This is a genomic window from Chitinophaga niabensis (genome assembly GCF_900129465.1).
Lineage (GTDB): Bacteria > Bacteroidota > Bacteroidia > Chitinophagales > Chitinophagaceae > Chitinophaga > Chitinophaga niabensis.
The window spans coordinates 1-22583 of sequence record NZ_FSRA01000001.1 but is presented as its reverse complement, the minus strand read 5'-3'; the positions used below and the strand labels follow the sequence as shown (position 1 = coordinate 22583).

Below are 22583 nucleotides of genomic sequence, written 5' to 3'. Positions count from 1 at the left end.
TGGTTGGCCCCTTTATATTTGATTATCAATCAATTACAATATCTAAAAAGCTAAAACCCGCCATGGCACTACAAATTCTGTGTAATCCTTGCTTTATCCTTGCTCCATCCTTGCTTAAACCCGCGCTGGCAGGCAAGATGAAGCAAGGATAAAGCAAGGATTAAGCATAGATAAAGCATAGGTACTGAAGTTTTTTAGTGCTGCAAGCTCTTCAGATAAGCCGGATAATCCGCTTTCATCAATACCTCATCTGCTTTTCGTTTTGTGATAACGGACTGTAAATCAGGCATCGTATCCACTCTCCTTTTCAATTCTTCCAGGTTAAGGTCCCTGCAATAAATTACAGCACCCGGCTGCTGCTTCCATGATTGCGCAATAGTACCTAAGTCAAATGGATCAAAGCCCAGATCATCCACCAACTTAAACACTATCTCTTTTGCTTTTGCATCATCACCGGATACGGCTAAGGCAATACGGTCTTTTTCGCCTTTGGGTTTGCTCTTATCTTTCAGGCTGGTAGCAAGAATAGAATTAAAGACCTTAACTACAGGAATGCCTAATTGCTCCTGCACCCATAAGCTATCTACGCCACCCTGGTCAAGGGCTGGTATATTTCCGTCGCGGAGGTTCGGGTAATAATTTCCGGTGTCAATAACCACCGGAAGATCTTTAAACAGTGCTTTAGGAAGAAGTGGTATGTTCTTTTGCGGAATAGACACCATAACGACTTCCTTATCTTTCACAAGCTCTTCCAGGGCAGGCCCCCGGGAATTAGCGACCGAAACAGTATGCCCCAGTTTAGTGAGTTTTGACGCCAGGCAACTTCCCATTTCACCGGAACCGATAATTCCTATGTTCATAGTTAATTGGATAGCTTTTTATTTAATAAGGTTTCCAGCTTTTTCAGTTTAAATTTCCAGAACTCATCGAAGTAAGAGATCCAGGCCTGCAGTTCTTCAAAACCATCTTTCTTCAGTGTGCAATAGCGCTCCCTGCCAATGTCCTGGATAGAGATAAATCCTGCGTTATACAGTATTTTAATATGCTTTGAAACAGCAGGACGGCTCATTTCGAAATGATCTGCCAGGTTATTGATGGTAAGGTTATCAGACGAGAGCAACATCAGCATCTTTCTCCTGCTGGGGTCCCCTATGACCTGGAATACATCAAGTGTTGGGGTGGGCATGTTGTGCAGCGTTTAAAAGTTCCTCGATCTTTGTGAATTTCTCTAACCAGCCATTCGTTAAACCCTTATAGAAGTTCAGGTTTTCTTCTTTCGCGAAACCACTATGCTCCAGGAAAAGTTCTGTGCCCTTATCAGTTGCCTCCAACTTCCATACAACAACGGAATCAAGTGTGATCTCCCCGTTGCCCGGGCCGCTTTGCCAGGAATAAGAAAGTTTTTTAAAGGGAACGATCTCTAATACCCTGCAGTAAAAGATACCATCGAAATCCAGGCTGGGGATAGGATTTGTTCTGAACTGAAAATCAGTGCCTACAACTGGCTGAAAGGTGTTCTTCATCAGCCATAATTCCATTAATTCTGATCTTGTCAGGTATTCCCAAACCGTTTCCGGTGGATGAGGGAAGAAAAACTGGTGTTTTATGCTTCTTGCCATAATAAGTAACTTTTAAGTTACACAAATATATAGGTAACTTTCAAGTTACCCAAATATTTTTCCCAAGATTCCTATTTTTGCCTGCATGAAAGAGCAACTGATTAAAAAACTAAAAGACAACGCTCTCACTTTCAAGGAAGTGATTGAATTCATTGAAACGCAATACCAACATCAACCGACAGCTTTTAAAAACGGGGAAGCATATAATGAGGCCACTCAAAACCAGGGGAGTGCTAAGGTATTTGCATTCGCTCAATTAAATGATCTAAGCGCGGAGGATACATTATACTTATTTGCTGAACACTATCAATCGGTGTTAGCTAACCCGGAGGGGACAGATCACCAGAATATCAGGCAATTTATGAAGCATGGCTGGCCGGGGATTGTTTTTGAAGGGCAGGCTTTACAGGCTAAGTAGTTATTTAAGAAGCCAGGAATTTATGATTCCTGGCTTCTTTTTATTAGTGAAAAGAGGCGGGGAAATGAGGCTGAGGGCTGAGGGCTGAACGCCCACAAACAAATTTGTGAACTTTCATTTAGTATCGTACGACCTCCCGGGGTATTTTTTGATGTTGATATAGCATGTATATTTGGTGGCAACCTTACGATCACTGTTACCTTTGTCTATGAACCTAATTATATTCCTCTCACGTATTTCCGCAGGCCTGGTCTTTGTGTTCATGGTTGGAATGTCGATAGACCCTACCATATCCAAGACTAACCCGGATTGGCATGCCAATTCCGTAGCTACTGTGGCTATGCTCTTTCTGGTCACTCTTTATTTATGGCCTGTAATTGCAGAAGCCAAAAGCAGAAACGTGGTTGCCAGAATACCTACGGCAAGATCATTCACCGGCAGACGGTTTTTCACTTTCGGCCGATGGGCGTTGGCCTTTATCATAGGCATAATGACGGGAGAATATTTTTTGGAGCTTCAATTCAGTTGCGGCATTCTCTCACTGATTGCTGTAGCCTGGCTGATGCCGCCGTTGGATAGACTTACGTTTGCCTCCCCTGCTGAGATAGCCGCCAGGCTAAAGAGCAATTCAAGCAATTCTGCCCTTCTCAAGTTGTTCCCCAACCTGGGTGCTTTTGCCGCCATCATAGCCATGGGCTTCTTCGCTCATAAGAATTATACGGTTACGATTATTATACTCCTGATAAGCATCGGCTTGTTGCTGGTGGTTCCCATTGTTCTCTTCGCAAAGGGAGGATGGAAGGCACTTTCGCTAAATTCCTTCTTGCAGCCAGCGGCTGTGCCACATCAACCTTTCAAAACACCTGCCAGCAGACCTGATGTAACGCAAACGTCTCATACTCCCCCTAAACCACCTCCGGTTCGCTCCGCACAACAGCTCTCTTCCCCAAAAAAACAGATCAAACACAAATACTACAGCGCCAAGGCATGGCATTGGAACTGGCCTGTACCAAAAGAAGCGCAACGCTATCCTCTCGATGAGCGGAGCTTTAATTTACTAATCAAGGGGTTTGAAGTAAGCTGGCTTGAATCAAAAGGTTATCACCAACGGCTAGCCCTCCATCGCGATCCGCCGGCGTTTATACGGGAGGTCATTACTGAAGTGGAAGCCTATATTGAATCCATGTGGCTCCGCCCCGAACTGCTGATGCGCAATAAACCTTTGAGTAGCAGATATGAACCTGTTCGATTCGTCCCGGATGAAGTGAGCAAGGTATGGAAGGCAGACAGGCGGTTACGATCGCTTTACTATGCTGCCCAGCGATTTGCCGACACCCCGGCTAAACTGGTAACCTTGTCCTTCCGTGCCATGGCTCCGCATATTGCCGAATATCGTGCCATGATCAACCTTATCAAACATCTCAGGCATTCGTTGAGCCGCATGCCCGGACAGCACGTAAAAAAAGTACCTGATCCAATAATTAAGCCAACGCAAACAGAAGATACAATCCCCATTGTCTTCATTTCTTATTCCTGGGATAGCCCGGAACATGAAGATTGGATTCTCAATTTAGCAACCAAACTTCGTGAAAATGGTGTTGACGCTATTTTAGATAAATGGGATATAGGGTTTCTCGGCAAGCTATTGCCACATTTTATGGAAACATCTATCTTCAAATCGCATAGAGTTATTTGTGTAATGACACCCAACTATAAAAAGAAAACAGAAAATCTTACAGGAGGTGTTGGTTACGAGTACTCAATTATAACTGCCGAAATATTTACTGACAATATCAATACTTCAAAGTTTATACCGCTGTTTAGGAGTGGTACCGATGCGGACGCAATCCCAACTGCATTGAAAGGGAGAAAGTATGTTGATATGAGAGACGATACCCAATTTGACGAAAAGTTCATTCATGAATTATTGAGAGATATTCACGAAGAGCCAAAATTCAAGAAACCAGCTATAGGTAAAAAAACGAAGTTTTAACATAAACGTAGTACAGGTTCAGATGGCTTGCCCGGCAGATGTGCTGTAACTCAAGCGTTACCATCACATAAAAAAGGCGGCCCGCTGCCGCAGACCGCCTTTTTATTAAATAGTATCTACTAGAAACGGTAGCCGATGCTTATCCGGAAATTCCGGCGCGCTTCTACGATGTAAGTATAATAACCGGCGGCGTTTGCAGCCAGTGTTGCCTGTGTAAGCAGTTTGCGGTCGTCCAGCAGGTTATTCACAACAAACCCAACATTGTATTTACCCAGCTGATAGTTCAGACCGCCATCTACCCTGAAGTAATTGGGAATGTTAGCTGTTTTGGTAGTACCTACTGCACGTTCGGCCTGCCACTGAATACCTCCTGATACACCAAAACCTTTCAGCTTACCATTGATCAGGCGGTAGTTCAGCCATGCGTTGGTGATGTGTTTGGCAGTGTTGGGTGTAATATTCCCAACAGTCTTTTTAGTTTCGTCAACAATGGTAGGTGACTCCCTGGAGATCTTAGAGTCCGTGAGCGCATAGTTCACAGTTACATTCAAACCAGGAGTGATCTCGCCATTGATATCAATCTCGATACCTTTAGTGGTAGTTTCCCCTAACTGGATCATCACAGCCTGGCCCCGGCTGTCGAACAGGCCGGTGTTCACCTTGTCGTTCACCCTTTTGATCTGGTAAACGGTAGCAGAGGTGCTCAGGCGGCCGTTGAACCAATCTCTTTTAATACCAAACTCTATGTCGTTACCTTTCACAGGATCAAATGCGTTGCCTGAAGAGTCTACACCGGTAACAGGTACAAATGACTGATCGTACAGCGCATAGGTGCTGGTGTTCTTATCGATAGAATAGCTTAAACCTACACGGGGTGAGAAAACATCGTCTACTTTATCCGTAGCCCGGTCGCGGCCAGTCATGGTGGCATGTGTAAAACGGCCCGCCAGCGACAGACGAAGGGTATTATTAAAGAAGCCCAGTTCATCCTGAACATATGCAGAAGCATAGTTTACAGAGCTGATGTAAGCTGAGTTGGCTGCACGTTGCCTTACACTTCTGCTACGGTCCAGTTTGGGCATGGAATCAAAAGGAATGCCATACTTGGGATTGTAGACATTAAAGATCTCACCACCAGCCAGTCTGATATCGTTCTTCAGTGTACGGAAATCGCCCCAGAACTTCTTGTTACCCATGTCCACACCAGCAAGGATACGATGGCGTACGCTACCTGTATATTCTTCCCCACTAACAGAGAACTGGCCGAACCTGTTTTCGCCAGCCTCATCGCCCTGGCTCACATAACGCTTCATATCACCATTCAGTTCAATGCTGGACAACCACATGCTGCTACCCTCCATCGCAAAATTGAAGTATGCCACCTGCGCATGCGCTTTCCATTTATCGTTAAACTCATGATCAAAATACAGGTATGCACTGTGATCCTTCAGGGTGCTGGGCTCCAGGGAAGGGTCCTGGTAGAAGAAGTCGTTCTTGATATCTTCATCCAGCAGCTTTTTGCGTGAGAAAGTATAATTACCATTACCGAGGTACTTAGATGCCTGGTAGGTATATTCCAGTGTAACCGATGTTTTCTCGTCAAACAGGTATTTCAATACCGGAGCAATTACATAACGGTTGTTGTAGTTGTATTTGGTGAAGAAGTCTTTTTGCTGACCGGCCAGGTTGAGCCTGTAAAGCAATTTACCGTCTTTGCTGAGCTTACCGTCAAAGTCCAGTGCAGCACGGTAAGTGCTGAAGCTACCCATGCTCAGGTTTACGGAACTGCGGGTCATGCCGGTAGGCTTTTTGGTCACTACGTTATAGAAACCACCTGGTTCGCCGGCAGCCAGCATGAAGCCTGCAGGACCTTTTACGAACTCGATACGTTCGATCATGGAAGCGTCTTCCGCAGTTGGCCCCCAGCTTTGTTCGATGTTCATACCATTACGGAAAGCGGGAATTTTGGAGCCGCGCATACGAATATTAGCATATTGATTATCCCAGTGCCCGGTACGGGTAGCACCACTTACGTTGCGGGTAATTCCGTCTACCACATCAAACACCTGCTGATCGGCCAGTACTGTAGATGATACTACCTGTATGTTCTGAGGAACTTCCAGGATAGGTGTTTGTAAACGCAGGGAGCCGGATACTTTGTCTACTTTATATTTATTCCTTTCTCCATTCACCACAACTTCCTGCAATTCTGCATGGGTGGCTTCCAGCTGAATGTTTACGCTTACGATCTCATCATCTTTCAGTTCTACTTCTTTCTCAACTTTTTTGTAACCGATCAGGTAAACCTGTACGGTGTAGCGGCCCGCATTCAGTTTCCTGAATACAAATTCGCCTTTTTCGTTGGTCATTCCTCCCCTGTTCTTCTCTTTTAATTGTACAGTTACATAGGCTGCGGGCGACCCGTCGTTGGTAACCACCTTTCCCTTAATAGCGGAAAGAGGTTCTACACCAGCCAAAACAGGCAGGGAGCAAACGATAGCGAAGAAAATGGCTATCAGATTTTTAAGTTGAATACGCATATTGTTAAATTCTGGCGGCAAAGGTATAGCGGCGGCTACATTCCCGTTAATCGAATCGGGAAAAGAAGTTGCGCAATGCGGAAATGTGAGGATAGGAAATTCGGAACGGCCAAATCCTTTAAAGCAAACCATTAATTTCCTATCATTGCAGCATGACGTCAACAGAAGCACTTATCACTGAAGCACGGCGGTATTGCATGGAACATTATCATTACTGGGCCACCCGGTATTCAAAGGAACGTACCGGGCAGGATTACCCCACATACTCTTATTCTGACAATGATTATGATCTGTTTCCGCGGTATAATATCCTTGCCGCCATGTTAGGAGAAATAGAAACACTGGTGGGTAAATCATTCCCTTCTTTGACAGACTGCCGCACCTCGTTAATACAAATTGGCCGGTCTGCGAACTCCTCACTGACCGATCGCAAGGATAATCTCATTGAAAGCGCTGCTATTCAACAGGAACGTGATAAATTCATTCAATTTATAGACACGGCTACGCCTGAAATACTGGAAAAAACAGTGCCGCTTCCCTATCGCAGAAGGCTGGAGGATGCCGAAAAAAGCGATGTTTACCAGGTGCTGCTGGAACGTTGGAATTATGATGGCGGGTATTGGGATCCGATCGACAACCTGTCTCCTGTAGAAATTGTATATCTCGCTAAAGCTGCCATCACATCCGCCGACCTTCAGGCTATTACCGGTTTTATCAGCAGCCAGGCGGCGCATTTGCTGGAAACAACGGAAGAAGGAATTATTACGGAGATATCCTCCGGTGATTTTCACCTGGACTGTTATGAAACGGTTTTTTGCGATCGTAATTATGAATGGCTGGTATATGTGTCGCATGAGTCGACGGTGACCTTTGCCGGTGAAGCATTGCTGGGGTTTGTTAAACATTTATTTGCAGGACGGGAAAACCTGCTGTACCCTTAATTTTTCAACCATTGATACACACATCTTACAGGAATCTGCATTTGATGGTATCCGTACTTATTATCATTCCCGTTGCACTGGCCTATGGTTTATGCCCGCAAAAGACCCTGCCTTTGCTGTTTGATTTTAATGCAGACGCTATCAACCTGGCAAGTATTTTCAGGGCCATGATGGGTTTATACCTGGGCATGTCGCTGATCTGGATTGCGGGCATTATTAAATCCAGGTTCTGGGTCACCGCAACTATTACCAATATTGCCTTTATGGGAGGCCTTGCGCTGGGGAGGTTAGTAAGCATGGCTATAGACGGAGTACCTGGTATTTATTTTTTGATTGGATTTATAGTAGAGTTGTGTCTTGCTGTATGGGGTTTGATAAACTTAAAGAAGTATGGAACTTAACCTCGCTTTTCCCAGGAACCTTTTTCGTCAAGAATTTTCAGATAGCTCTTATGTGGTTCGTTGGCGTGATAGAGTTGATACAACTGATCGGTTAGCGCTGTAAGAAAGTTAAAGAAAATTGAAAAGTCTTCTTTTGAGTTATAAAGCCCGCCCCACTCATTCAATATCCATTTTAACATTTTTCCATCCCGGGTGGTGATCGAAAATTCCAGGTAAGGAATATCAGCATCTGTTTTTTTATAATAGTCGGGCTGTAGTCCCCCCAATAGCCCTATTTCCCTTACCGGAACCCGGATGGCGTGTATTTCCGAAAACAAAACAGACCCGAAACAGGAACTGGTAAAGCCTTCTTTATTAAGTGAAACAATTTCTGCCGACTGCCTTTCGGAGGCCACTTTAAACAGCCTGTAAATGGCCATAAACATTAATGGCAAGGAGATCAGCAATAGCCAGGCGGGGAAAAGCGGGTGCGAATGTGCCAGTAAAACGGTGGTTGTTAGTGAAACCGTCAGCAAGGTGGTAAAAAACCAAAACAGAATAGTTGAGGTTTTCCTGCTATTATTAAAACGGAAGCGATAGGAATTCATATCTGTCCAAAACGTTAGAAAGAAGGCTGTTGGTTACAAAAAGAAAAACACAGGCCCCGTTGGTAAAAGTAAATTATTCAGCCAAATAGTATTGAAATGCAGGGGATAGCTTCAGTTTTTAAGCAAAAAAAATATCTACCTCTTTCGAGATAGATATTTTAAAGAAATGATATTTCCTGGTGGAACCGCCGGGAGTCGAACCCGGGTCCAAACATATTCACCGAAAGCTTTCTACATGTTTATTTTTGCATTGGTTTGTCGGAACTCGGCAGGGGCAAAACAAACCAACCTCGTCCTTATCCGTTTGAGTTTCGGTACCCACTCACAGAAACCATGAGTACCTATTCCGCTATTGGTTTGATTCAGCGGCTGAAGTCACAGCAGACAGCAACTCACAGCGGCCATAATGGGTGCGCTAATTTAATTAGGCAGCCATGGCGTAGTTAGATTCGCCTTTTGATGTTTGGGTATTCAGATTTACGTGCTAATTATCCAACGCACGACATGCTTACACTTTCAAAGACCTATGCTGTCAAAACCGGTCGGCCCCATGTTTTACAGAATGCAAAGATACACTAAAATTTCGAAGTGATCCAACGCCACACATCCAATCCATTCGCGAACAGTAACAAACTGAACAGGATCACCATCCCTACGATCTGTGCGTACTCCATGAATTTCTCACTTGGCTTGCGGCCGGTGATCATCTCATACGTGAGGAATACTACGTGTCCGCCATCCAATGCCGGAATAGGCAGGATATTCATAAAGGCGAGGATAATGCTCAATAAGGCAGTGAACGTCCAGAAGCTCTGCCAATCCCATTCTGAAGGGAACAGGTTGCCAATGCTCATAAATCCACCCAGGGATTCTGTTACTTTCACTTCTTTGGAAACAAAGATCAGGCGTAACTGCTGTACATATTTCACCAGTGTGCTTACCGCCCTGTTGAAACCTGCAGGGATAGCCTGGCCAAAGGTATAATGCTTTGTTACAATGTCGAATTGTTTGCTGAGCCTCACATTCATCCCAAATCCTTCAGCAGGTATCTTAGCCGTGATCGGAATAGTATCTGCTCCCCTTAATACGGTAATAGTGGCTACTTTGCCGGTATCCCTGCGTAAGGCTTTGTAATACTCATGGAAATAGCTGATAGCCGTATCATTAAACTTTAACACCTTGTCTCCCTGGCGGAAGCCTGCTTTATAACCTTCCCTTTCTTTGTACACGGTATCAAAAACAGCCAGGATACGGGGTTCTGCAAACTGTCCTTTCCGCTTGATCAATTGCCTTACAAAACCTTCCGGCAGTTTGATCTCCATCTTTTGCCCATCCCTTTCTACTTCTATGCTTTGCGCTTCTCTCAGGATCATTTCACCTGCAAGGCCTTCAAAGTTTTCAACAGGTTTATTGGCTACTGTAAGAATCTTATCTCCATCTTTCAGACCGATGCTCCTTGTCAGGGAATCTGTTACAATACCATATTTTACAGCGGTATTAGGTAGGTATTGCTCTCCATAGTACCAAAGCAGCATGGTAAAAATGAGGAATCCGAGGATCAGGTTCACGGTTACTCCGCCGATCATGATGATCAGCCTTTGCCAGGCTGGTTTGGAACGGAATTCCCAGGGCTGGGGAGGTTTGTTCATCTGCTCCTTGTCCATACTCTCGTCTATCATCCCGGAGATCTTCACATAACCACCCAGGGGTAACCAGCCCACACCATATTCGGTATCACCTTTCCTGAATTTAAAAAGAGAGAACCAGGGATCGAAGAACAGGTAGAACTTCTCTACTTTGGTCTTAAATAACTTGGCCGGGATAAAATGCCCTAATTCATGCAGGACCACCAAAATCGACAGCGACAAGATCAACTGTCCTGCTTTTACAAATATTTCCTGTGTTGTCATGTATTATTGAATATATACTTTTAAGCTAATGTAGATAATTAAGGTGACAAGTATCAGGTCAGGCTATGGATTAACTCTGCGGCATGCTCGCGGGCAGCTGCATCAGCCTGATAATAATGCTGTAAGGATGGCTTTTCAACAAAAGGAATCTTTACCAGCGTTTCCTCGATCACCTCCGTCATTTGCAGGAAGCCTATGCGGTTCTTTAAAAAAGCGTTCACTACCTCTTCGTTGGCTGCGTTCATGATACAGGCGGCATTTCCACCTTTTTTCAATACCTCTGTGGCAATAGCAAGGTTACGGAAAGTTTTGGTATCTGGTTGCTCAAAAGTAAGTGAGGGGTAATTCTTAAAAGAAAACCGGGGGAAATCATTGGACAAACGGTCAGGATATCCCAGGGCATACTGAATGGGTAATTTCATGTCCGGCAGGCCCATCTGTGCTTTCATGGAGCCATCTGCGAATTGCACCATGGAATGAATGATGGATTGCGGATGTACGATCACTTCAATCTGATCAGCGGCAAGGCCAAACAGCCATTTGGCTTCGATCATTTCCAGGCCCTTATTCATCAGGGTGGCAGAATCTATGCTGATCTTTGCCCCCATGCTCCAGTTTGGATGCTGCAGGGCATGGTCTTTCTTAACATTAAAAAGGAAGTTGGTCTTTTTTCCCAGGAAAGGCCCACCTGAAGCGGTGAGGATCACTTTCTCCACTTTAGCCAAAGGTTCTCCCTGTAAACACTGGAAGATGGCAGAATGCTCAGAATCAACGGGGATAATGGGTACATTCTTCTTACGGGCCGTGGCTATCACAATATCTCCGGCTACCACCAGTGTTTCCTTATTGGCTAAACCAATAGGTGTTCCCTGTTCCAGGGCAGACAAGGTAGGAGCCAGACCGGCAAAGCCCATAATGGCCGCCAGCATAAAATCTATGGAATCCCAGGCAGCCACTTCCACCATGGCCGCAGGGCCTGCGAACACTTTGATCCCTTTATCAAAGAGCACTTCTTTAACAGCAGCATATTTGCTCTCATCACCGATCACAACGGCATTGGGAGAAAACTGCAAAGCCTGTTCTATCAGGAGTTCAGCATTCTGCTGAGCAGTTAATACTTCCACCTCAAACTTATCCGGATGCGCCGCAATCACTTCTAAAGCCTGGCGACCAATAGACCCGGTTGAACCAAATATTGCAATACGTTTTTTACTCATGATCAGACAAGAATGACTCCTATGGTTAAATTTAAACAGTTTTTTCAATATGCGTGCGGAAACCGGCTTCTGCATTTGTTATTGAAGAAGCCGGTCCATGCGTAATAATATGATTAGCGTCCTGCCAGGTAGTTGCCCAGTTCGTCAGCAATTCGCCTGTCGTTACTGAGCCGGGGCACTTTATTCTGCCCTCCCAGCTTACCGATGGATTTCATGTAGTCAATAAACCCATTTTTGCGTACGGGCCTGATCTTTAAAGGTTGTAATATATTACCGGTTAACAAATCTTCGTAATAAATGTTCTTGTTCCGCAATTGCCGGTCTACCTGGAGTGCAAATGCTTCCAGGTTATCCGGGATCTGCTCAAACTCCACAAACCATTCATGGTAGGGCAATTCCCCATTTACCTGGATGCGCGGGGCTACCGTAAATTCGGTGATCCGCACGCCGCTGGTATCGGCAACCCCCATCAGACTTTGTTCTACCTCCTCTCCGATCACATGTTCCCCGAATGCGGAAATAAAATGTTTCGTACGGCCGGTTACCACTATCCGGTAAGGGTTGGTGGACAGGAACTTAACGGTATCTCCTATGTTATAAGCCCATAAACCTGCATTGGTACTCACTATCATGGCATAGTTCACACCAGTTTTCACTTCTTTCAGCGGAATACGGGCAGGGTTCTCATTAAATATTTCGGCTGCGGGTATAAATTCGAAAAAGATACCGGCATTGGTGTTCAGGAGCAATCCTTCCTGTTCCTGCGAGTCCTGGAAGGCAAAGAAACCTTCAGAAGCGGGGAAAGTTTCAATGGTGGTCACTTTCCGGCCCACAGAATCCATGAGTTTAGCCCTGTATGGCTCAAAGTTCACACCACCGTGCACCAGTAATTTGAAATTCGGGAACAGTTCCCCCACTGTTTTGCCGCTCTGTGCCATCAATCTGTCGAAATACATCTGCATCCACGGTGGAATCCCACTGATCAGGCGCATATCGGCATTAATGGTTTCCTCCACGATCTTGCCCAGCTTTGTTTCCCAATCTTCAATACAATTGGTTTCGTAGGTGGGTAACTGGTTGGTGCGGAGATAACGGGGGATCTGGTGATTGGCAATACCGCTCAACCTGCCTGTGGGGATCCCACCCACACGTTCCAGTTCAGGAGAGCCGGAAAGGAAAATAAGTTTCCCATCGAACACACTGGTATCGCCGGTTTCCACCACATTACAAAAAACCGCATTGCGGGAAGTATTAAAATGGTGGTCTACTGATTCCTTTGTGATGGGGATATACTTAACCCCGCTGGTAGTTCCTGAGGTTTTGGCAAAGTAGATCGGCTGCCCTTTCCATAATATATTATGCTTTCCTTCCTTTATCTTCTCAATATAAGGTTTGAATTGTTCATAATCCCTAACGGGAACAGCCTGCTTATAGGCCTCGTAGGATTGTATATTCTCAAACTGGTGATCTTTGCCAAATTCCGTTTTCCTGCCGGTTTTTATCAGTTCTTGCCAGATTGATTCCTGATCTTCCACCGCCCTTTGCATTTCCTTCTTTACCTTATTTGCGATAATGGAAGCAAATGGTTTGGCCAGCAGTGATTTAAACTTCATGCCCCGATATTTTAAATTTAATGATCAACGTGAAGAACAAAAGTATAAAAATTGTACGCAAGATAGTTGTTTTTCGGAGTGGCTACAGCCGGGCATTGTAGCGGAAATTGGGGTATAACAGGGTAGGGCGCGGGGGAGCAGGGATGCTAAACAATTGTTAAAAAAAACTAAAATACTAAAAACTCCGTATCTTTGATATGTAAAAAGCTATTTTTCAATGTACTGCCCCGGTTCGCTGGGGCGATGTACTGCAATAAGTATTAATTTCTTTGTTGATTAAAAAACAAAGTAATACCTTTGCAGGAAATTATTTTTGGAATATTATGTTCGCAGTTGTAACAATCGCAGGTCAGCAATTCAAGGTAGCTAAGGATCAAGAGATCTTTGTACAGCAATTGACTGGTAATATCGGAGATAAAGTAGAATTCGCAGAAGTTCTGCTGACCGACAACGACGGCAAGATAACCGTTGGCACTGATGTAAAATCAGTAGTAAAAGCAGAGATCCTGGCTCACGTTCAAGGTGATAAAGTGATCGCTTTCAAAATGAAGAGAAGAAAAGGCTTCAGAAAGAAAGTGGGTCACCGTACTCATTTTACCCGTATCAAGATCAACGAAATTGCTTAATTTTATATTGATAAAAGTTATAAAGTACTAATACAATGGCACATAAAAAAGGTGAAGGTAGTGTTAAGAACGGTCGTGATTCCCACAGCAAAAGGCTGGGAGTTAAAATCTTCGGTGGCCAGGTGGCGGTAGCAGGTAATATTATTATCCGTCAAAGAGGCACAGTTTATCATGCAGGTTCTAACGTAGGTATTGGTAAGGATTTTACCATCTACGCTCTTACAGATGGTCTGGTGGAATTTAGAAAAGGTCAGAAAGACAGAACCTACGTTTCCGTAAAGTCATTTGATACCACTGCACAGGCGGAAGCTTAATGCAGTGTTAGCCATAAAGTTTTTTTTGATACCCAATTTTAATTACTAACCCAAAAATTCAAAAAACAATGGCAACAATTAAGAAAGCTGCTAAAAAAGCGGCTCCTAAGAAGAAAGCTGCTGCTAAGAAAGCTGCTCCTAAAAAGAAAGCTGCTGCTAAGAAAGCTGCTCCTAAAAAGAAAGCTGCTGCTAAGAAAGCTGCTCCTAAAAAGAAAGCTGCTGCTAAGAAAGCTGCTCCTAAAAAGAAAGCTGCTGCTAAAAAAGCCGCTCCTAAAAAGAAAGCAGCTCCAAAGAAGAAAGCCGCTAAAAAAGCTGCTCCTTCTGCACCATCAGCTCCGGCCATGTAATTTCGAATTTACTAACTGTAGCATAAGAACCCCGATGAAAATCGGGGTTCTTTTTTTGTGTAAACTCCCCTCTCCCCTTTGCTCATTCCGGCCGAATCCCCTAACTTACGCCATCTATGGACAACTATATCATTGCAGATAACTTCTCCCTGCTCGCAAAGCTCATGGATATTCATGGCGATAACTCCTTTAAAGCCAAATCCTTCGCTAATGCAGCTTTCCAGATAGAAAAATTAACTGTTCCCCTGGCGGAAACACCGCATGACGCTATTTTCAAGATCAAAGGAATTGGTGAATCCACCGGGAAAAGTGTGATAGAAATGCTCCAGACCGGCAGATTCGGGGTATTGGAAGATTATATCCAGAAAACCCCGGCGGGCATCCTGGAAATGATGAAGATCAAAGGCCTCGGCCCAAAAAAGATCGCCACCATCTGGAAGGAGCTGGAAATAGAAAGCCTGGGGGAATTGCTCTATGCCTGCAACGAAAACCGCCTGCTCCTGTTCAAAGGGTTTGGACAAAAAACGCAGGACAGTATCAAACAAAGCATCGAGTTCTTTTTGTCTAACCGTGAACGTTATCTCTATGCAGAAGTAGAGGCTTTCGCGGGAGAAATGGAAGGCATACTGCAGCAGGTGTTCTCTCCTGCAAAAGCAGCTGTTTCAGGTAATTTCCGTCGTCAGCAACCCATTATCGATGAATTGGAGTTCGTAGTAGCCGTGCCTATAGACCAGGTGGCAGAAAAGCTTAAAACAGTGGAAGGGTTCACCCGGCTGGACAATACGGACGATGCCGTTATCATGCAATATAAAGAGCACATCAAACTTAAAATATACGGGGTACAACCGGAGCATTTTGCTACCAAACTTTTTGTTACCACAGGTTCGGAAGCTTTCCTGGACCAGTTTTTTGCGCACGCCGGCCAGGCATCCGGCGGAAACGAAGCTACGGAAGAAGCCATCTTTGAAAAAGCAGACCTTCCCTACATACTCCCCTGCCTGCGTGAAGGAAAAGGAGAAGTAGCGCTGGCCGCCGCTAATGCTTTGCCAAAACTCATAGAAACCACTGATATCAGGGGTATCATTCACTCCCACAGCCAATGGAGCGATGGCCTGCAGAGCCTGGAGGAAATGGCCAAAGCCGCCAAAGAACAAGGCTTTGAATACCTGGTGATCAGTGATCACTCCCGTTCCGCTTTTTACGCAAACGGCTTACATCCTGAAAGGATCATTGCCCAGCATCAACAGATAGATGAATTAAACCGTCAGCTGGCTCCCTTTAAGATATTTAAGAGTATTGAAGCAGATATCCTCAACGATGGCAGCCTGGATTATCCGGATGAGGTCCTTGCCAGCTTTGACCTGGTGATCGCTTCTGTGCATTCCAATCTTAAAATGACAGAAGAAAAAGCGATGGCGCGCGTGCTGAAAGCCATCTCAAATCCTTATACCACCATCCTCGGTCATATGACCGGCAGACTATTGCTGAGCAGGAACGGTTATCCACTTAATCATGAAGAGATCATCGATGCCTGCGTGGCCCATCATGTGGTGATAGAATTAAATGCGCATCCCCGCCGGCTGGATATAGATTGGGAATGGATCCCTTCTGCCATTAAAAAAGGCGCGCTGCTCTCCATCGACCCGGATGCCCATACTATCAGCGGATATCACGATATCAAATATGGTACACTGGCTGCTCAAAAAGGAGGTTTGACGAAAGAAAAGAACCTGAGCAGCTTAACACGGGATGAGCTGGAATCTTTCCTGGCACAACGTAAACAACAAAAAGGGATCTGATGATCTTACACATTCTGGCCATCGCAGTAGCACCTGGTGTTGCTATTTCCCTGCTTATCTATTTCCTGGATAGTCGCGACCGTGAACCGGCGCGGTTATTGATCCGCGCTTTCCTTTTGGGTGTACTGAGTGTATCTTTCCCGCTGGCGGTCCAGATATTCGCAGCCTCCCGGGGCTGGACTGCTTCCATGCCTGGATTGCTCAATACCGCTATATATGCATTTGGTGTTGTAGGCCTGAGTGAAGAACTGGGTAAATTCCTTGTATTACGTTTCTATGCTTATCCCAAAGCCGAATTTGATGAACCTTTTGACGGGATTGTTTATTCCGTAATGATAGGGATGGGATTTGCCACAGCAGAAAATATCACCTATGTAGCGCAATATGGTATAGGAACAGGGTTGGTGCGCATGTTCACTTCCGTACCTGCACACGCAGCCTTTGCTGTTTTAATGGGATATTATACCGGCCTGGCTAAATTCATTCCGCAACATCGCGGAACTTTGTTAATCACGGGACTTTTCTGGGCTGTATTGTTTCACGGGGCCTATGATTTCTTCCTCTTTATAGGAGATAGTGTTTACCTGATGCTGGCTTCCCTCCTATGCTTCTATATAGCCGTACGTTTGTCTATCCGGGCTATAAAACACCAAAGGGAAATATCACGGCGCTGGAATAAGGAACCTTAATTCTCTTCAGTTACATAACCTCTTGTTAACCAAAGATAGAGGCCATATCCTACAAAAGGGAGGAAAAATACGAGGATCAGCCATTTGAGGTGGTAAGGACGTGGATTATCGGACTGCTTAAAGGTATGCTGCACGCAAAACCTCACTACCAGCCAGAGATGCAGCATAGCAAATAAGGTAATAAAAGCCTCTTTCATTAATAGATCCATCCGATAATGCTTTACTGAAATTTACGAAATTTCCGTATAAGTAGGTAATCTGCCTTCTTATATAAGCAAAAAAAGAGCCCGACTTGACAATCAGGCCCATCCTCCAAATTAACTAGTAATGCAAAGTGGATAAAAGAGTTATATATCAGGGAGATAATGATTAATTATTCACACAAAGGCCAGCATTCACGCTTTAAATCTACAAAAAAATATTTACTATGTTAGGAATACTACTATTTTTTACAGTTATAAACGAAAAAGCCCGGGATAGACCCGGGCTTTTTATATATGTAATGTCATTATATTCATTCCCTTTACAGAAAGAGCCCGATTCGACCATCAGGCTCGTTTTTCTCCAATTTAGTTTAAGACAAAAATCCCTTATTCCCTAAATTTCTTGTGGCTAAATGAGTAGTTAGACCTACTAAAAAAAGAAGAGCCCGACACGAACATCAGGCTCGGTTTTTTCTCCAATTTAGCTTAAGACAAAAAGTTGTGTAAACCCCTCAGTTTACTGAATATCTTACAGTGGTGTATTCTCAATTTGTTTAGAAAGAACTTATTGATTGGCAAGGTTGCTTCTCAAATACGTTTAATCAAATCTATATGAAAAAAATGAAGAAACAAACATTTCTATGTTAGGATAACTAACTATTAACTAAAACACATGGCTGTTAGTCTCAAGCCTTTTGCCATTAGTACTTCCAGGCGTATCCATCAGTTAATCGCTATCCCATTCCTTTCAAAGATCACACATCAAATTCATACTCACCTGCATCTCTAAACTTAACACATATACGGTACAAATGTTCAATCTGTTTTTGAAATATGTACCTCTTTGAGGAGGTATATACGTACAAAAGGAATATCCGGATTTCCATATCCGGATATTTCTTTATATAATATGTTTTCTATTGATAATCTAAAAGAAACGTGGGGTGAGGGTCTTCCCTTTCTTAAAGGAAAAGCGATAATTCAGCATCAGATCGTGAGAACCGGACTGCATTCCTTTGAGATGTGTGGCAGATGCAAAATCATATGAATAACCCAGCATGAAATTCTTCAGTATCTGTACCTGTACCATTGCACTGGCCGTTTTTTCTGTACGCCAGGTAGCTCCTGCCCAAACAATATCCTTAATGAGGAATACCGCACTTACATCCAGCTGCAGCCCTGCTCCTGTAACTTGTCTTAATAAAAGTCCCGGCCTGAATTTAATATCCTTACTTACATCTTTTATAATGCCAGCCTGCAAATACAAATGTCTTTTGAACGCTACTTTATTGGCAGGACTTCCCAGGTTGAAACTTTTAAAGACCGGGGCGCCTATTCCAACAAAGAATTTCTCTGAGAATAATATCATTCCGAAGCCCACGTCAGACTTCCAGTATTTCTGGTTAGTGGCAAATACGGGATCATCTGTTCCCAGGTGTGTATTGTCGTCAGAGAATTGCTCCATCCCTCCATTCAATCCCAGCGACAGGAATAACTTCTCATTCATTTTCACTTTCTGGGAAATATTGAAACGGAAACCCGTTTGTGAATAGATGGTGATCTGATCTTTCATAGCCATAAAACCAATACTTGTATTAGAAGCATTGATGGGCGTATAAAAAGAAAATGCAGCTGTTTTGGGGGCACCTTCCATTCCTACCCACTGATTACGGGCAACAACGGTTGCGCTGCTGAATTCGTCCATAGACGGATAAGCGGGGTTTACAACCATACCATTGAAGAGGTATTGGGCAAATACGGGTTGCTGCTGTGCGGCTACCTGTTGAGCAAAAGCGCAACTGCAAAACATCCCGACTACGAACAGCTTTCTGAGGCTCTTTTTCATAGTGATAAGTTTATCGTTTCAATACTATGTATCCTGTGTGGCGTGTCATATTTCCATTACTGTCCCACACATGCAGAACATAGAAATAAGAACCATCCGGCAGATTACTTCCGGAACCACCGCCAGTATTAGCGCGACCGCTGAAATTGTTTGACTGGTTATTGTAATTACTTGTTTTATAAATTGTTCCACCCCAACGGTTCACGATCACGATCTCATTCTGTACATATTTTTCCAGGTTCTCAATGATGAGTACATCGTTCTTGCCATCACCATTCGGCGATAAGCCTTTATTCACTCTGATCTCCATTTCAATCGGCTGATCATCATTCTGTATAATGCCTATGGCGATAAGCGGATTCACAACCGAGGGCGCATTTTCTGAAGAGGCCACTGTAGCTGTGGTCAACCGGATAGCAAAGAGCTGGTCTATTTCTGAATCCACATCTCCGATCACCGGCACTACAATCTCTGCCTCCAATTGCATGGGTGCAATCGCCAGGCTGGTGATGTGAGACTGGAAGTCCTCTCCTGCCCTTGCCCTCATCGGATCCTTATCTGCTCCTGCTCCTTCAAACGCATCTGCAAACTGGTAGTTCAGGTTGATCACGCGGCTGCTCATACGATTCAGTTTAACGGTGAAGCCTAATGGAGTGATCCCGGTATTTCCTTCTTTCACCCTGGCAGTATCCACCTTGAATGAGATCTCTAATGGATCGTTGTCTGTAACTATTGTTGCGGCCGTTGCCTTAGTACCTATTCCATATGGTTGTCCCACGCCGGCAAATGGCTGAATGGCCAGGTTGACAAAACCATTGTTATCATTGATATCATTATCATCCAGTACCACATTTAAGGTGGCTTCCTGCTGGTTAGCCGGTATTATAATGGTAAATATTGCACTGGTAGTTACCGTCCTGAAGGCATCATGCTGCAGACTGATCGTCACCGGCATATCTACCGGGGTGATTTGTGATGCACGTACTTTTACCGGGATAACAGTACCTTCTGTTACACTGGCTGGTGCAGATACTTCCACCGTCATCATATCATTATCAGCCAGGTTCACTGTGGCCTGCTGCTGGGTTGCAAGCGGAAGTCCTGCGCTGGCACCTGTTAACTGAATAATGATGGTTTCTGTTCCTTCCTGATCGGTATCATCTTTCGGTACAATCTGGATGATCATGTCGTGATCACCGGCAGGGATTGTTACTGTACCAGATAAAGCATTATAATCAATATCGGCGGTTGCTGTGCCGGATACTGTGTAAGTAACTGTTACAGGAACAGTAGCGGTAAATTGCGCATCTGCAAAACGTATCCTTACACTTCCATTGTTGGATGGTTCGGAAGCATCGCTTACTTTCTCGATTAAGATCTTACGTCCCTCTGCAATGTTTTCATCATCCAGGATCAGCATACCTGCTCCACCAGTATTATCAACGCTTGCAGCAATGGTATTACCAAAATGAACGAAGCTGGCAGATTGAAGCGTCAATTGCAGGGTTTCATCTCCTTCTATGATCTGATCATCTTTTACGACTACCGGAATAGTGATGCCGTTATCTCCGGCTTTGATAATAGCCACACCGGAAAGAGGTTCGTAATCTTCGTTAGAAACCGCTGTTCCTGTTACCGTATAATTCACCGTAATATCTGCAGGTGCAGCTGCACTCCCTGGAAGTTTGATGGTGAACACACCCGGTGTGGAAGGCTCTGCGGCATCTGTTGTTTTAACAGCGGTTACCGTAACTGCCGGAGCACCTGAGCCCGGAATAGTCATAATATTGCTATGCAACACGGTAAAGCCCGTAGCAGTACCCGTGAGTTTCAATTGTTCATCCGGCTCATCTGTGTTGTCTGCTATTGCTTCCAGTATCACCGTTACCTCATTCACATCTTTTGGCAGGATCACAGTATTAGGTGTGAGGGTGAAGTCGGCTGAACCAGCAGAGAACCCACTATAAGCACTTACGTTGATAGCTATGTCTGTTGCAGACGTGATACCGCCTGGCAATGCAAAAGTTACTTTACTGGTATTACCCTCATGCAGGATAGTTGAATCTATTGTGATGCTGATCTGCCTGTTTGCCAGGGTAAGACCGGTGGCATCTGTGATATCAATGCTGGCACCTGCAAAGGTGAATCCTGCAGGAACAACACCATCCACCAGCACTGTTTCCACTGGTTCAATAATACCATCTATCACTGCGGAAATATCAAAATTAGCGCTGGTATTATTATTCGCAGGAATAGTAATACTTGCCGGAATATTTGTGTGATCTGTATCCGCAGCTGTAGAGGATGCACCTACTTTAGCCAGTTGCACCACTATAGGTGTGCCGGATTCAACATTTGGCGGAAGGCTAACATAGAAATGTCCTGTTGTGCCTTCTGCGATGCTACCTCCGTTTGGATGCAATGATATCACCGTATTCAGCGGGTCCCTGCGTGTAGAATCTTCAATCTGTATGGTTGTGCCACTTACTCCATATCCCAATGCAGAACCTTCGAGTACAAGACTTTCAGTGCCTTCCAGGATCAGGTCCAATGGAGCAGAAACAGTGAAAGTTGTTTCATGCTGGCCGGAAAGGATAGTTACAGATGCTGGTAAAGCACTGTGATCTGAAAGACTTGCTGTGGAAGATCCTTTGGTGATGTTCACCTGGATATCACTACCTGCAGTCAGTACTCCGGGGAGACTAACTGTTATTGTGGCAACACCATCTGCTTCAAGGATAGACGCTGTGTTGCTCGTGAAAGTAATGGTACCGCTGTGTGTTTCGTCCAATACATCCAATAATACATCCTGGCTGAAGGTAAATCCTCCGGCAGCGGATGGGATCAGGTGCAGTTTCTCTACAGTTTCTATCACACCATCTGTATTTGCCTGGATTGTTAAAGTAACATCGTTGCCGCCGGCAGGGATGATCACTTTGTCAGGGATACCACCATTGAGGTCAGCCGCAATTACTGCAGGAGTGTTTGTTCCCTGAGCCAGGTTAATTTCTATGGCTTCTGCAGTAGTGGTACCTGCTGGCAGGCTGAAGGTGATCGTTACACTGTTACCTTCTGTTACCGTGGTAGCGCCGGTGATCGTGATCAACTTGCTGGCTGTTACATCTGTAATAGCTATGTTGGAAGATGTGGTCACCGCTTCACCGAATATGGTGGCGGTGGCTTTGATCTCTAATGTTTCGTTGGGCTCTATAATTTGATCAGTGTTCGCTGTAAGGGTGAAGGTAGCGTCATTACCGCCTGCGGGGATCGTAACGGTTGCTGGCAGGGTGTATTCTGTGCCCAGCAAAGTGGCTACGGTTCCTGCACCACTGGTTAAGCTGATGGTTTGGGCTTCTGAGGTGATGATGTTTGTTGGTAAACTTACTTTCACCTGGATACTGCCACCTTCTGCCACCGTGGAGGCATCAGGGGTAAGGGTCAGCTGTTTGTTGGCGGAGGTGCCTGTAGCATCCGTGATGTTCACCGTGGCACCTGTTACAGTAAAGCCGGTAGCTGTGCC

Annotated in this window: 20 protein-coding genes and 1 other RNA gene; 9 read left to right on the top strand and 12 right to left on the bottom strand. The window is 44.7% G+C overall.

Translation table 11 applies throughout. The annotated features are described in order from the left end of the window. Positions 1-194 precede the first annotated feature (194 nt). The 3 genes from BUR42_RS00105 to BUR42_RS00095 are packed head-to-tail and all read right to left on the bottom strand — an operon-like array spanning position 195 to position 1619. Complete coding sequence (locus BUR42_RS00105; protein ID WP_074237067.1) at positions 195-860, bottom strand: NADPH-dependent F420 reductase; 666 nt, start codon at positions 858-860, stop codon at positions 195-197. Positions 861-862: 2 nt separating this feature from the next. Beyond that, positions 863-1186: an ArsR/SmtB family transcription factor gene (locus BUR42_RS00100; protein ID WP_074237066.1), complete on the bottom strand. Its 324-nt coding sequence runs from the start codon at positions 1184-1186 to the stop codon at positions 863-865. Next, positions 1167-1619 (bottom strand): SRPBCC family protein, encoded by a 453-nt coding sequence (locus tag BUR42_RS00095; RefSeq protein ID WP_074237065.1) that lies wholly within the window; start codon positions 1617-1619, stop codon positions 1167-1169. Before BUR42_RS00095 ends, BUR42_RS00100 begins: the two co-directional genes overlap by 20 nt. Positions 1620-1704: 85 nt before the next feature. Between BUR42_RS00095 and BUR42_RS00090 the strand changes: the two genes are divergently transcribed. Further along, positions 1705-2037: a HopJ type III effector protein gene (locus BUR42_RS00090; protein WP_074237064.1), complete on the top strand. Its 333-nt coding sequence runs from the start codon at positions 1705-1707 to the stop codon at positions 2035-2037. 208 nt (positions 2038-2245) lie between these two features. Further along, complete coding sequence (locus BUR42_RS00085; protein WP_074237063.1) at positions 2246-4030, top strand: toll/interleukin-1 receptor domain-containing protein; 1785 nt, start codon at positions 2246-2248, stop codon at positions 4028-4030. Between the two features lie 119 nt (positions 4031-4149). Here BUR42_RS00085 and BUR42_RS00080 read toward each other — a convergent pair whose 3' ends face one another. Then, a complete protein-coding gene (locus BUR42_RS00080) occupies positions 4150-6570 on the bottom strand; it encodes a TonB-dependent receptor (protein WP_074240355.1) in 2421 nt (806 codons plus the stop codon). A gap of 152 nt (positions 6571-6722) precedes the next feature. On the opposite strand from BUR42_RS00080, the gene BUR42_RS00075 reads away from it, so the two are divergent. Together BUR42_RS00075 and BUR42_RS00070 are read left to right on the top strand one after the other, a co-directional pair. Further along, positions 6723-7511, top strand: a complete 789-nt coding sequence (locus tag BUR42_RS00075; RefSeq protein ID WP_143197289.1) for a hypothetical protein — start codon at positions 6723-6725, stop codon at positions 7509-7511. Between the two features lie 44 nt (positions 7512-7555). Continuing rightward, positions 7556-7912 carry a DUF4345 domain-containing protein gene (locus BUR42_RS00070; protein ID WP_084185230.1) on the top strand — a complete coding sequence of 119 codons (357 nt, stop codon included), beginning with the start codon at positions 7556-7558 and terminating at the stop codon, positions 7910-7912. Here the strand turns inward: BUR42_RS00070 and BUR42_RS00065 are convergent. The 5 genes from BUR42_RS00065 to BUR42_RS00045 form a co-directional block, all read right to left on the bottom strand. Beyond that, positions 7909-8499, bottom strand: a complete 591-nt coding sequence (locus BUR42_RS00065; protein ID WP_143197288.1) for a hypothetical protein — start codon at positions 8497-8499, stop codon at positions 7909-7911. The two genes, BUR42_RS00070 and BUR42_RS00065, sit on opposite strands and share 4 nt — an antisense overlap. Positions 8500-8676: 177 nt before the next feature. Continuing rightward, positions 8677-9049: a transfer-messenger RNA gene (gene ssrA / locus BUR42_RS00060) on the bottom strand. A 25-nt stretch (positions 9050-9074) separates the two neighbouring features. Next, positions 9075-10409, bottom strand: a complete 1335-nt coding sequence (gene rseP, locus BUR42_RS00055) for an RIP metalloprotease RseP (protein WP_074237060.1) — start codon at positions 10407-10409, stop codon at positions 9075-9077. 53 nt (positions 10410-10462) lie between these two features. Next, a complete protein-coding gene (locus BUR42_RS00050; protein WP_074240353.1) occupies positions 10463-11626 on the bottom strand; it encodes a 1-deoxy-D-xylulose-5-phosphate reductoisomerase in 1164 nt (387 codons plus the stop codon). A gap of 113 nt (positions 11627-11739) precedes the next feature. Continuing rightward, complete coding sequence (locus BUR42_RS00045) at positions 11740-13239, bottom strand: GH3 auxin-responsive promoter family protein (protein ID WP_074237059.1); 1500 nt, start codon at positions 13237-13239, stop codon at positions 11740-11742. 323 nt (positions 13240-13562) lie between these two features. On the opposite strand from BUR42_RS00045, the gene rplU reads away from it, so the two are divergent. The 5 genes from rplU (at position 13563) to BUR42_RS00020 (ending at position 17014) form a co-directional block, all read left to right on the top strand. Further along, the gene (gene rplU, locus BUR42_RS00040; RefSeq protein WP_074240352.1) at positions 13563-13865 is read left to right on the top strand and encodes a 50S ribosomal protein L21; all 303 of its coding nucleotides are present in this window, start codon (positions 13563-13565) and stop codon (positions 13863-13865) included. A gap of 35 nt (positions 13866-13900) precedes the next feature. Next, positions 13901-14179 carry a 50S ribosomal protein L27 gene (gene rpmA, locus BUR42_RS00035; RefSeq protein ID WP_074237058.1) on the top strand — a complete coding sequence of 93 codons (279 nt, stop codon included), beginning with the start codon at positions 13901-13903 and terminating at the stop codon, positions 14177-14179. Between the two features lie 68 nt (positions 14180-14247). Next, positions 14248-14526: a hypothetical protein gene (locus BUR42_RS00030; protein ID WP_200798192.1), complete on the top strand. Its 279-nt coding sequence runs from the start codon at positions 14248-14250 to the stop codon at positions 14524-14526. Positions 14527-14642: 116 nt separating this feature from the next. Continuing rightward, positions 14643-16325, top strand: a complete 1683-nt coding sequence (locus BUR42_RS00025) for a PHP domain-containing protein (protein ID WP_074237056.1) — start codon at positions 14643-14645, stop codon at positions 16323-16325. Beyond that, positions 16325-17014: a PrsW family intramembrane metalloprotease gene (locus tag BUR42_RS00020; RefSeq protein WP_074237055.1), complete on the top strand. Its 690-nt coding sequence runs from the start codon at positions 16325-16327 to the stop codon at positions 17012-17014. Before BUR42_RS00025 ends, BUR42_RS00020 begins: the two co-directional genes overlap by 1 nt. Here the strand turns inward: BUR42_RS00020 and BUR42_RS00015 are convergent. From BUR42_RS00015 to BUR42_RS00005, 3 genes are all read right to left on the bottom strand, one after another. Further along, positions 17011-17223, bottom strand: coding sequence for a hypothetical protein (locus BUR42_RS00015; protein WP_143197287.1), 213 nt, complete (start codon positions 17221-17223; stop codon positions 17011-17013). The genes BUR42_RS00020 and BUR42_RS00015 overlap by 4 nt on opposite strands. Positions 17224-18145: 922 nt before the next feature. Further along, positions 18146-19063, bottom strand: a complete 918-nt coding sequence (locus BUR42_RS00010) for a PorP/SprF family type IX secretion system membrane protein (RefSeq protein WP_074237053.1) — start codon at positions 19061-19063, stop codon at positions 18146-18148. Positions 19064-19073: 10 nt separating this feature from the next. Then, positions 19074-22583: Calx-beta domain-containing protein (locus BUR42_RS00005; RefSeq protein ID WP_074237052.1), on the bottom strand; the 3510-nt coding region annotated here is incomplete at its 5' end.

Coding starts and splice junctions, on each gene's coding strand:
- BUR42_RS00105 (WP_074237067.1), bottom strand. CDS start 860: ATGAACATAGGAATTATCGGTTCCGGTGAAATGGGAAGTTGCCTGGCG.
- BUR42_RS00100 (WP_074237066.1), bottom strand. CDS start 1,186: ATGCCCACCCCAACACTTGATGTATTCCAGGTCATAGGGGACCCCAGC.
- BUR42_RS00095 (WP_074237065.1), bottom strand. CDS start 1,619: ATGGCAAGAAGCATAAAACACCAGTTTTTCTTCCCTCATCCACCGGAA.
- BUR42_RS00090 (WP_074237064.1), top strand. CDS start 1,705: ATGAAAGAGCAACTGATTAAAAAACTAAAAGACAACGCTCTCACTTTC.
- BUR42_RS00085 (WP_074237063.1), top strand. CDS start 2,246: ATGAACCTAATTATATTCCTCTCACGTATTTCCGCAGGCCTGGTCTTT.
- BUR42_RS00080 (WP_074240355.1), bottom strand. CDS start 6,570: ATGCGTATTCAACTTAAAAATCTGATAGCCATTTTCTTCGCTATCGTT.
- BUR42_RS00075 (WP_143197289.1), top strand. CDS start 6,723: ATGACGTCAACAGAAGCACTTATCACTGAAGCACGGCGGTATTGCATG.
- BUR42_RS00070 (WP_084185230.1), top strand. CDS start 7,556: ATGGTATCCGTACTTATTATCATTCCCGTTGCACTGGCCTATGGTTTA.
- BUR42_RS00065 (WP_143197288.1), bottom strand. CDS start 8,499: ATGAATTCCTATCGCTTCCGTTTTAATAATAGCAGGAAAACCTCAACT.
- rseP (WP_074237060.1), bottom strand. CDS start 10,409: ATGACAACACAGGAAATATTTGTAAAAGCAGGACAGTTGATCTTGTCG.
- BUR42_RS00050 (WP_074240353.1), bottom strand. CDS start 11,626: ATGAGTAAAAAACGTATTGCAATATTTGGTTCAACCGGGTCTATTGGT.
- BUR42_RS00045 (WP_074237059.1), bottom strand. CDS start 13,239: ATGAAGTTTAAATCACTGCTGGCCAAACCATTTGCTTCCATTATCGCA.
- rplU (WP_074240352.1), top strand. CDS start 13,563: ATGTTCGCAGTTGTAACAATCGCAGGTCAGCAATTCAAGGTAGCTAAG.
- rpmA (WP_074237058.1), top strand. CDS start 13,901: ATGGCACATAAAAAAGGTGAAGGTAGTGTTAAGAACGGTCGTGATTCC.
- BUR42_RS00030 (WP_200798192.1), top strand. CDS start 14,248: ATGGCAACAATTAAGAAAGCTGCTAAAAAAGCGGCTCCTAAGAAGAAA.
- BUR42_RS00025 (WP_074237056.1), top strand. CDS start 14,643: ATGGACAACTATATCATTGCAGATAACTTCTCCCTGCTCGCAAAGCTC.
- BUR42_RS00020 (WP_074237055.1), top strand. CDS start 16,325: ATGATCTTACACATTCTGGCCATCGCAGTAGCACCTGGTGTTGCTATT.
- BUR42_RS00015 (WP_143197287.1), bottom strand. CDS start 17,223: ATGGATCTATTAATGAAAGAGGCTTTTATTACCTTATTTGCTATGCTG.
- BUR42_RS00010 (WP_074237053.1), bottom strand. CDS start 19,063: ATGAAAAAGAGCCTCAGAAAGCTGTTCGTAGTCGGGATGTTTTGCAGT.